General features: G+C 58.5%; 2 protein-coding genes. Both read left to right on the forward strand.

What is annotated here, in order from left to right; genetic code table 11:
• Positions 1–245: 245 nt before the first annotated feature.
• A complete protein-coding gene (locus ACEWQZ_RS00255; RefSeq protein WP_476481064.1) occupies positions 246–11,858 on the forward strand; it encodes a putative Ig domain-containing protein in 11,613 nt (3,870 codons plus the stop codon).
• Between the two features lie 92 nt (positions 11,859–11,950).
• On the forward strand, positions 11,951–12,310 hold the full coding sequence (locus ACEWQZ_RS00260; RefSeq protein ID WP_476481065.1) for a hypothetical protein: 360 nt from the start codon (positions 11,951–11,953) through the stop codon (positions 12,308–12,310).
• Positions 12,311–12,509 lie beyond the last annotated feature (199 nt).

The following is a 12,509-nucleotide window of genomic DNA, read 5'->3' on the forward strand; positions in this document are numbered from 1 at the left end:
ACCTTCCGGATGACACCCACCCGATCCAACTCCCTGTGACTCATGGCAATCGTCTCCCGATCCATGGCCCCGCTCCTTGTCAGAACAAAAAGGGGACACTTTAACTTTGTGGAAAGGGGACATTAGTGCTTTGGGCTAACAACGGGATCATCAATCTTGATACCTCCTTCACATTCGTGTAGGCTTCCGAGCACTTATCCAATTGGCGTTGGAAGGGGGAAGCGTCGTGACTGGGGACTTTCCGAATGCATTTTCGCGGACTATTAGCAGGCGCGCTTGTCGCGCTCTTTTCGTTGACGGCTGTCTTGACGTGGGCTGCAACTGACCTACCGATCTCGGGGACACCGAACTCACTGCCGCCGGGTCAACAAGCCGGCCACCTCCCTATCTCTCTGGATCTGGGAGCGGCACGCCGCTACAACGGCTTCTTTCGACAAGATTTCACTGCGCCGTCGTCCGACGTGCAAGGGCGACTGGCTGCAGGCGGCGACATATCCATCAATCATTACTCGATTGCGGACCGACTCTCGGCAGTTGATCCCGGCGCATCGCTGGTGGTCGGAGGCGATCTCGACTTCCCAAGCGGTCGGGTCTACGCTGGCGACATTTTGGTGGCCGGAAGCGCCGCAGGGGTTGGCGATCCAGTAATCAATGGCCTATCCGCCGAGCAGCAACTGCTCGAAAATGCGCAGCTTCCCGTCGACTTCGTGCGTGAATTCGGGAGGCTGGAAGCTTTAAGTGCGCAGTTGTCCGGTCTAGCGGCTAATGGGACGGCCGTTTCCCAGTGGGGTGGTCTCTATCTGGAAGGCGATTGCTCCAGCCCGTCACAGGTTTTCGATCTAGACGGTGTTGACGTTCTGGATGCGCATACGTTTGACGTCTCTTGCGTTCCAGATGGAGCCACCATCATTTTCAACATTTCCGGTTCGAGTCCGGGACTGACGAACATGAGTCTCGAGTCTCTTTCCGGGCATACGCGCACGACGCTATTCAATTTCCACGAGGCGAGCAGCCTCACTCTGGCAGGAGTCGGAGTCCACGGCAGCATACTGGCCCCATTTGCAGACATTGACCAGCCGCAGGGCGTTGTCTACGGGGCAGTGATCGGTAATTCCTGGAACGGGCTCATGCAATTGAACCACGAGCCGTTCCGGGGCGTTGGCGCGGGCGACTTTTGCGCGATGTATCCGATTGCGTTGCCCGGCGATGTGTTGGCCGTCAGCCAGCCCGGGGACGAGGTGCTGGAACTTCCGCGAGGCACGGGGCCAGGTAACTTTTCGTGGCTAACGTGGGCGGGTAGCCCAAGTACACCAACTCTGGCGAATAGCCTTGTCCCGCCAGGCGACAGCTACACCTACATTAATCCTGACGATGACACAGACTGGCTGTTGACGCCAGGAGACTGGGCGCAGGGCGCGCCCGGTGCAATGAACGGCTCGGCGGTTCGTCAGAATCTGGATGCCCTCCTCGGCATGGAAATAACCGTCCCTGTCTGGAGTTCGATTCGGGGTCAGGGCAATAATTTCGACTACGAGATCAACCAGTTCGCCAAGATCCGATTGCTGGACTATCGCCTGCCGGGCCATGGTTGGTTCAGCTTCGAGTTCCTCGGTTATACCAATTGCTACAATCGGCCGCCCGTGGCGCAGGACCAGGTCATCGAGGCCGAGTCTGGTGTCCCTGTGGCGATCCAACTAGAAGGCACCGATCCCGACGGCGATGGGCTGACCTTCGAGGTCATCGACGGCCCCGGTCACGGCAGCCTTTCCGGGCAACCACCCAATCTCCAGTACACGTCGGAAGAAGGCTACTCGGGGCCTGATGAGTTCCTGTTCATCGTGAACGATGGCTACTTGTCCTCGGAGCCAGCTGCGATTTCGTTGAATGTTCTGAATCCGAATCTGCCTCCCGAGATCGTGTCCGAGCCGATTACGCATGTATCCGAGCGTTCGCTCTACTCCTACGATGTGGATGCAATCGATCCGGACGACGATGTTCTCGCCTACACGCTGGAGCTAGGCCCGGGGTTTTCCGATATGGACGGTGGTTCAGGCGAGGTAGCGTGGCCTTCCGAAGGCGCACAGGCGTTCAGTTCAATTGCTGCGATGAACAGTCAGTGCCGTGTTGCACCCGAGCCTATTGCGTCGATGGATGTCGAGATCGAATGGGAGTGGCATGGCGAACCAGACTACCCCAATCGAACCGATGTCGTAGCGCCGCCGCTCGTTGGCCAGCTTACCGATGATAATGGCGACGGGGTGATCGGTCCGGATGATCAGCCGGACGTCGTTTTTGCCGCCAGCAATCATTCTCACAACCCGAGCCGCTCAATACTCGTTGCCGTGGACGGAGCAACTGGCACGACGCTTTGGTCGAATCCGGATTTCAACGTCAGCAATCGAGGTGGTATCGCGCTCGGTGATCTGGATCAGGACGGGCAGGTCGAACTCGTGGGTGTGGGGATACGGCGCCAACGACTTTTCGCCTTTGAACACGACGGAACTCTCAAGTGGGACAGGCCTCTTGATCTGCCTACGGAAACCGGTGCTGCCGATACGATCAGTCTCAACGATCTGGACGGCGACGGCTCTGTGGAGATTGTCCTTGCCAATCAGGTCTACTCGGCTGATGGTCATCTTGTCTGGTCGGGCGACGGCGACCGCGGTGCCGGCGGGAATCGCCCATCATGGGGCTGGATCAGCGTCGTCGCCGACATTGATCTCGATGGCCAAGCTGAGGTCGTTGCTGGGCGCACCGCATACGACACGGACGGAACGACGCTGTGGCATCGGGATGATCTCCCAAGCGATGGGTATAACGCAATCGGCAATTTCGATGCGGACGACTACCCGGAAATCCTGGTGTCCGGTGGTGGCAGCATCACGCTACTGAATCACGATGGATCAACGGTCTGGGGTCCCTATTCGATTCCAGGAGCGCCAAGCCGTGGAGGTCCGCCAACGATTGGGGATGTCGATGGCGATGGTGAACCGGAGATTGGCGTCGTCGGCGCGACAGAGTTCACCGTGCTGGAGACGGACGGTTCCGTTAAGTGGACCTATCCCATTCAAGACGGGAGTTCCGCAGCGACCGGTGCGACCGTATTCGATTTCAACGGTGATAACCGCGTAGAACTGGCCTACGGCGATGAGAGATTCTTCCGGATCTTTGACGGCGCCACGGGGCGAGTTCTTTTGGAGACGCCCAACCGGTCTGTTACGTCGACCGAGTACCCAGTCCTGGCTGACATCGATGCCGATGGCGAAGCCGAGTTGCTGGTCGTCTCAAATGACGGTAGCAATTCCACGAACGGCATCCGCGCGTTTGGGAGCGTGGGCGAGCCCTGGGCTCCGACACGGGCTATCTGGAATCAGCATGCCTACTCGATCACGAATGTCGCCGACGACGCGACAATTCCGCTCAATCCGGAGCCCAGTTGGCTGGCCCACAACACCTACCGCCTCAATGCATTTCCCGATCAGCATGCACTGGGGCAACCGGATCTGGCGCTCTTCGATCTAGTGCTCGATCAAGCTGCGGGCGCAGTCAGTTTCGAGGTCAGAAATCGGGGGCTGGCGCCTACCGTCTCCGGGTTCTCTGTGCAGCTTTTCGACGGCGATCCGGCCGACGGTGCGCCGTTGCTTGGCGAAGCGGCGATTGGGCCGCTCGCAGCCGGTGAGTCGATCGTCCAGACGATCGGAGATATTGATGTAACGGCATTGATAGGGCCGCTTTACGGGGTCGTTGACAGCGAAGATCAGGTGCCCGAGTGTATCGAGGCCAACAACCAGGTCGCGGCCGCGATTTTCCGTGCCCGCGCCCAGGATCCCGAGGGTCTATCGGACGACCAAGCCTGGTTGGTCAACGTGATTAATGTCAACGAAGCACCGTCGATCCTGACCTCTGAGCTTCCGCCTGCCGAGGACGATCTGGACTACTCGGTAGCCATCGACGCTGTCGATCCTGATCTCGGCGATGCGCTGAGATACGAACTGCTCGACGGTCCGGAGGGGCTGCGCATCAATGAAGTCGATGGGCAGTTGACCTGGTTGGCGATCTCCAACGAGGTCGGCATGTTCAGCGTAGACATCCGCGTCTCGGATCTCGGCGGGTTGTACGATGAAAGAACCCTGCAACTAACTGTAGATAACGGAGTTGACAACCCCCCTGTTGCCTTCGATCAGTCGATCGAGACCAACGAGGGAATTGCAGTTGATCTAACGCTTGTAGGTGAGGATCCAGAGAACCAGCCTATCAGCTATGAGGTAACTGAGCTTCCAGCACACGGACGTCTGGTCGGAGCGCCGCCCCACCTAACTTACGTTCCAGACGCCTATTACGATGGTCCAGACCAGTTCCAGTTCGTCGTCTCCGATCAGTCGGCAACGTCGGATCCGGCAACTGTATCCATTGATATTGTTGGTGAAAACAATCCCCCGAGGATTATCAGTGAGCCTGTCACCCCCCATGTTCTCAATTCCGGACAGACAGAACCAGAACCGCAGAGGTTAGGCGATTGGGAAATAGTTGAAATGCCCGCGATCGGTTCCGCCTCATCGGACTGGGATTTTGTTGACCAAGGATATACTGCGATACAGAGAGACAACGCATCACCGAGCGTAATTGGCGGTGTGCTTCCTGCGGTAGGACGGCACTTCGAAGGGACCTGGCAAACCAATAGTACTGACGATGATTATTTTGGTTTCGTCATAGCGGATGTCCTCCCATACAGATTCTATCGCTTCAGGTGGAAGAAGAATTCTCAGCTGGGCGAAGAGCGAGGGATGTCCTTGGTTGCGTACGATATTCCTGTCGATGGGTCGGTGCCATTGTCACTGAACGAGTTTGGTCTGGCTACTACTCAGGGAACGGTTCTGTATGAGAACGATTTAGCTTGGAGTAGGGGAGAGCTTTACAGCTATACGGTTGACTTCAGGCCGGGTGTTATACACATTTCAGTCAAGGATGATTCGGGATTGATTGAGGCGGTAACCGTCAATGATTCAACCGTTCTGTCCGGAACGTTCGGCATCTATCACAGTTCTATAACCGATACAAGATATACGGTCTCCGCGTCCGAGATCGGGTCCGACAATGTATATCAATACGACGTAGAGGCGATTGATCCCGACGGAGACGCTCTAACCTATAGGCTCGTCGAGGCGCCCGACGGTGTCTTCTTTAATAGCGAGACCGGCACGATCCGCTGGGAAACGACGGTGGAAGACACGGGAAGCTACCCTGTGACTGTCGAGGTCGAGGATGAGCATGGGCTGACGGCGACGCAGACCTACCAGCTCGTCGTGCAGGAAGAGCAGCCGGTCATCGTCAGCGAGCCCCAGGAGACTACGCCGGTAGGAGAGCAGTACCGTTACCTGGTGACTGCAATCGATCCAAACCCTAATGACCAACTGACCTATTCCCTGGAATCGGGTCCCGCCGGTGCATCCATCGATCCGGGTTCCGGACTTCTAACCTGGACACCCGGGAGTAATTCGCTTGGCAACCACGACTTTACAGTTCGCGTAACGGACTCGCATGGTCTGATCGACGAGCAGACGTTCACGCTACAGGTGGTCGAAGCTGTTCAGAACGAGCCCCCGATATTCACGTCTGAGCCAGTCGTGGAAGCCTACGTCGGCCAGCTCTATGTCTATACACCGCAAGCCGAAGACCCTGACGGTGATCCCATCGAGTATGGCTTGGTCGGCGATCTGCCGTATCACATGCAGATTTTCGATGGTGAGAACATCACTTGGCAACCGGGTGAGGACCAGATTCGGGACTGGACGATTACCGTTGATGCGCGCGACGGTCGGGGTGGTGTGACCGAGCAAACTTTCACCATTCGCGTTGTGGATATTTCTGGCAATCGCCCCCCGTCCATCCTGTCGGAACCTCAGGTACTGGCTGCTCCTGAGTCGACCTACGACTACCAAGTCGTGGCCAATGATCCGGACGGCGACGAACTCGCCTATTCCCTGACCGAAGCACCGGCCGGTATGACGGTCGATTCTGACGGTCTGGTTTCCTGGTCGACCGGCGTTGAATCATCCGGGTTTTATCCCGTCACGCTCCGGGTGGAAGACGGTCGAGGCGGGTACGCCGAGCAAAGCTATACGATTGCCGTCAACGAAGGGCTGAATAACTCAGCCCCCTCGATCGAAAGCACCCCAGTTTTCAACGCGATTGCGGGTGCGACCTATCAGTACGACGTTTCAGCGACCGATCCCGATGGTGATCCGCTGGTCTACACGCTCACGCAGGCGCCGGACGGAATGTCGGTTGATGCAGCCAGCGGGCTGATCCAGTGGACGCCTCCGCTTGCCTTGATCGGTCCGCACGATGTTGCCGTTGAAGTCAGCGATGGTCGTGGCGGTGCCGTGACTCAGAGCTACACACTGAACGTGACGCAGGACGCAGGCGCCAATCAGCCGCCAACAATCACATCTGAACCGGAGGCGCTGGCGCGCACCGGATTTGCGTATAGCTATCCGATTGAGGCCGCCGACCCGGATGGAGATCCCTTATCTTACGCGCTCACATCTGGCCCGGAGGCCATGACTCTGGATTCTGATGGGGTCCTTGAATGGTCTCCGCAGGTCGCCGATATCGGCACCCATGAGATCGAAATCGAGGTCAGCGACGGCCGCGGTGGTCGTGTACGCCAGTGGTATTCGCTGGTTGTGGTCGATGGTGCCGACAACAACCCGCCACAGATTCTCTCGACGCCGCCTGAATCGGCGCGGGCTGATTCCGAATATCGTTACAGCGTTGTCGCCCAAGATCCGGAAGGTGATCCGATCAACTACGCGCTGACCCAAGCGCCGCCGACGATGACCATCGATGATCAAGGCGGTATCCGCTGGACGCCGACTGGGACGGGACAGGCAACGGCTACCGTGCACGTCGACGATGGCGCCGAATTCAGTACACAGACCTGGACGATCACGGTCGAGCCAGCCGACGCCGACTTGGCCGTGTCGGTAACCGCGCAACCGGAGATTGTCGATCCCGGCGAGGTGGTGACCATCTCGGTGTCGCCAACGGGCATGACGGGCGAGTACACGCTGGAGGCTGAGTTTGATGGTACGGCCATTTCGCTCAACGAATCGAATCAGGCCATTGTGAATCCGACCGAGCCCGGCTCATACCAGGTAACGGCCACGCTGACCGATGATTCCGGAACAGCGACTGACTCGGCCATCTTCACCGTACGCGAGGTCGAGTCCAATCCGCCGCCAGAAGTGTCTCTGAGCACGCCGGATTACGAGTCCAACATCACCGCACCGATCGACGTATTCGGGTCGGTCAGTGACGAGAATCTAGACAATTGGATTCTCGCCTACGCCGAGACCGGCACCCAGAACTGGGTCACGCTGGCCGAGGGCACGAACGAGTTCTCAGATGCCAATCTGGCCAAGTTCGATCCTACGCTGCTGCGCAACGGGCAGTATCGCATTGCTCTCCAGGCGTGGGACGCACAAGGGCAAACGGAGTCGGACTCGCGCGAAATCCAGGTCACCGGAGAGATGAAGCTGGGGCATTTCTCGATGAGCTTCGAGGACGTCACCGTGCCGCTGTCCGGCATTCCCGTCACCCTGACGCGAACCTACGACAGCCGCGACCGCGCCAAGTCCCTCGACTTTGGCTTTGGCTGGTCGGTTGGTTACAAGGATGTGCGCTTGCAGGAATCCCGACGCGTCGGCCTGGGCTGGACGTTGAATGAATATCCCCAAGGGCCATACTTCAGCAACTGGTGTGTCGAGCCGAACGGCAATCCCATCGTGACGATCGCCCTGCCGGGCGGCGACGTGGAGCGTTTCCGAGCCAAGGCTAGCCCTGAGTGCACCAATTTGGTGCCGACAGTCTATGTCGATATCGTATTCGAAGCGCTGCCCGGCACCAACTCGACGCTGACCCAGTCCGACATCGGTCAAGTTCGTCTGGTCAATGAGAACCTGGTCGACCTAGGCTCGCCAGACGTACCGGTCGACCCGGATCGCTACACATTGACACTTGAGAATGGCACCGAGCTGGATGTCGACCAGGGCTTCGGACTCCGACAAGTCACCGATCCGAACGACAATACGTTGACCTACACCGAGAATGGCATTGAGCACTCCAGCGGTGTCGGTATCGAGTTTGTTCGCGACGGACAAGGTCGGATTGAACAGGTCCTGCTTCCCGACGGCGATATGCTCGACTATGTTTACGACGCCAGCGGCGACCTCACCGCCTTCTCGGACGAGCGCAACAACGTCACCCAGTTCACCTACCTGTCGACCGAGCCGCACTACCTGCAGGATGTCATCGATCCGCGTGGGGTGCGCGCGATTCGCAACGAGTACGACAGCGACGGTCGCCTGGTCGCTCAAACCGATGCCACTGGAAACCGCCTTGAATTCGATCACGACATCGAAGGGCGAACCGAGACCATCACCGACCGGCGCGGCAACACATCGCTGTATGTCTACGATGACCGAGGCTACGTCATCAGCGAGACCAACGCCCTCGGAGAGGCCACGACGCGCACCTACGACGAGTTTGGCAACGAACTCACGCGAACCGACCCGCTGGGCCACACCTGGCAGTCGACTTACGACAGCCGCGGCAACGAGACCAGCGAGACCAATCCGCTGGGAGAATCAACCAGCTCCTCGTTTAACAATAGGGGCAATGTGCTCGAGCACATCGCGGCCGACGGCACGACCGTCATGTCGAACGCCTACAGCAGCTTCAGCGGCCAGTTGCTGAGTACTGAGGATGCACTGGGCAACGCCACGTCCTTTGCGTACGACTCCCAGGGCAATCTGACGCAAACTACGGATGCAGCCGGGAATGTCACGGAGTATTTCTACGACAGTCGCGGCAATCGGATTCGTGAGATCGATGCGCCGGGTGTGGAGACCGAGTTCACCTACGATGACATGGGCAACGTGCTCACCGAGTCCACGAACCGGACCACTGCCTCTGGCGGTATCGAGACGCTCATCACCACCCATGAATACGACGCCGCCGGCAACCGCATCCAGACCACAGACCCGCTTGGCCACGTCACTCGCACCGAGTACAACGTCAACGACCAGGTTACCGCCGAGATTGACGCCCTGGGCCGGCGTACTGAGTACGAGTATGACGATCGGGGCAACCGCGTGCTGACGCGCTACCCAGATGGCACGACCGAGACGGTCACCTACGATGCTGCTGGCAACGAGACCGCCCGCACCGACCAGGCCGGCCGCACGACGCGCATGATCTATGACGCCGCCGACCGGCTAATCGAGACCGTTTACCCGGATCCCACGCCGGCCGACAACACCGACAACCCGCGTACCACGCGCACCTACGACGCGGCCGGCAACCTGGTCGGCGTCACCGACGAGCGCGGCAACACGACCACCTACGAGTACGATGCCGCCGGCCGCCGCATCGCCATGATCGACGCGCTGGGCCACCGGACGGACTACGTGCTAGACGCCCGCGGCCGCCGCGCGGCCGTGATGGATGCCGACGGCCATACCACGAGCTTCGAATACGACGCTGCTGGTCGAAGAACCGCCACAGTCTTCCCCGATGACACCCCGAGCGACGATGCCGATAACCCCCGCGTCACCACCGCCTACGATGCCCTCGGCCGCAAGATCGCCGAGACCGACGAAGTCGGCCAGACCATACGCTACGTCTACGACGCCGCCGGCCAGTTGATCGAAGTCATTGAGCCCGATCCGGACACCGGCATCACGCCGCTGCCAGGCGATTCGGGCGGTGTGCGCACCACTTACGGCTATGACGAGCAGGGCAACAGGACCACCCAGACCGACGCCCTGGGCCGCACCACGGCGTGGTCCTACGACCCACTCGGCCGCGCCCTCTCGCGCACCCTGCCGCTGGGCCAGACCGAGACCTACGCCTACGATGCTGTCGGCAATCGAGTCAGCGTCACGGATTTTAACGGCGAGACCACGACGTACACTTACGACAATATGAACCGCCAGGTAAGCGTCCAGGCACCGGACCGGGACGTGACAACGACCTATACCGTCAACGGGCTCCGGGCATCCGTCACCGTGGCCCCGGGCAGCGAGGGGCTGGAGGTCGGAACTGCGACGTGGTCCTATGACACCCGCGACCGTCTCACCCGCGTCGACAACCCGGACGGGACGTGGATCGAGTACACCTACGATGCAGCCGGCAATCGTACCGCGCTTGAAACGCCGAACGGCACCACCGATTACAGCTTCGATGCTCTGAACCGGATCAGCACGGTCACTTCCCCAAGTGGCGGCGTCACCGGGTATGCCTACAACGCTGCAGGTGACCGCATCTCAGTACTCCACCCCAACGGCACTGAGCAGGTCGACAGCTTCGATGAAAGACACCGCCTGACCAGCCGGGTCAACCTGGCCGCTGACGGCACCATCCTGAGTGAGCACCACTACACGCTGTCCGACGACAACCGTCGGCTCAGCCTGTCCGAAGGCGGTGGCAGGCAGACCTCCTGGGCCTACGATGCCAGAGACCGACTGATCCAGGAACAGGTCACCGACCCGACCCGAGGCAACCGCACCACCAGCTTCGGCTACGACCTGGTTGGCAACCGGCTGGAGCGCGCAACCACCTGCAACCCGGGTTGCGGCGGCGAGCTGATGGCAGGCACGACGACTTACACCTACGACGATAACGACCGTCTGACCAGCGAAACCGGCCCGATGGGCACTACGACGTATCAATACGACGACAACGGCAGCTTGGTTGAGGAAAACGCCCCGGGCGGCATCACGACTTATGGCTACAACACGGCCAAGCGGCTAATGACCGCCCAGACGCCCACCGACAATCTCGCCTTCGAGTACGACACCGACGGCATCCGCCAGGCCCGGACCGAGAACGGGCAGGCCACGAACTTTCTGACTGATGCCAATCGGGCATATGCGCAGGTAATCGAGGAGCGGGGCAGCGGGGGGCTCGTGCAGGCAAGCTATGTGCATGGGCATGATTTGCTCAGTCAGCACCGATCCGGAGCGGAACGCTATTTCCATGTCGATGGGCTGGGCAGTACGCGAGCACTGAGCGATCAAAGCGGTAGCCTCAGTGATGAATACAGCTATTCCGCGTACGGAGAATCGCTGTACGAAGCCGGTTCAACCGAAAACGTGTATCGCTACACTGGAGAGCAGTTAGATGTCGGGTTGAGGAACTATTATCTGAGAGCGCGTTACTACCAGCCAGGAGGAGGGCGTTTTCAGACCATGGACAGCTATCAAGGGCGCATTTATAGCCCTCAGACGCTCAACAAATATCGCTATGCCCACTCGAACCCAGTAAACTTGCTTGACCCGAGTGGCAACGTAAGCCTTCCAAGCCTGGCGTTAGGTATAACAATACGCGCTGGATTAGCTGTTGGTGCAATAGCGGCATTCGACTATTTTGATCCAACACCGCGCGACCATGAGTATTCTATCCGGACGCGAATCTGTTCAGTGTGCTCGGTCGATGATGTGTTTAACGAAATGCTTCATCGGCCTGCGCCGACGCCGTTTGGTCGGCGCTCAGATCCAGTCACGGATGGTGAGGTCATATATGCAGGTGGGAGTGGCTACTACAGTTGGATGCTTGGGGGCTTTGTTGAAGTGTCGGTTTGGGACGATCGTCATCGTCACCTGAATGAGACACTCCCTGCACATCTTCTTTATGACGGTGAGATTGATAGATATGCAAGAGCAGTCGGTAGCGGAGTTGTCATCGAAACATTTGGAGAGGGGACTAATTTCACGGCTCTCTTTGCCAGACTGAATGAATATTGGGGAGGCATCTTCTTTGAGCAACTAGATCGTGAAATAGCGGGGGGGTTTTAGCAATGAGGTTGCTACTACTTCTCTTCACGTTGCCTTTGATTACTAGCTGCCATCGGGATGGCGATACGCCTATAGTCTGTCTTGAGCTACGCGTGGGAACTCCGGATAGCGCAATTACCGATGTCGCGCGAGTTGTCAGTGAGGATCAATTCTGGAAGATTGAAAACGAACTTCCTTCAGGGAATGGGTATCGGCCCAACATCGGTTTGTACCGACTCGATGGAACAAAAGTCTACTTCAAAGGAGAGCGAGTCGATCGTGACGGGTCTATATGGCCGCCCGCAAGTATTTCATTCTATGGAGACCCTGATAATGAGAATCTCGACCTCTGGGTTAATTCAGTGCTGGACGCTATCGAAGAGAAAGATCTTGAGGTGCAGTCGTTTTGCGGCGACACTGAGGCTCAGCGGCGCACGAAGAAGATAATCAGTGAGCGGCGCAACAACATCTAGAATGAGTTATGAAAATGGGCTCTTCACTGATTCGTGTGGGTAGCGTTCATTTCCGCCTCTGTTGAATTTTGAGTGGGTATCATCGCCTCGGAACCCTGTTTGGAGCCGGAGTGATGAGCGCCCAGATTTTCGAAGCCGCCCTTGGCCTGACGCCGCCGTGGTTCATTGCTGACCTGGAATTTGACGAGGCCGCGAGGAC

The sequence above is a fragment of the Wenzhouxiangella sp. YN1 genome, from assembly GCF_056324145.1.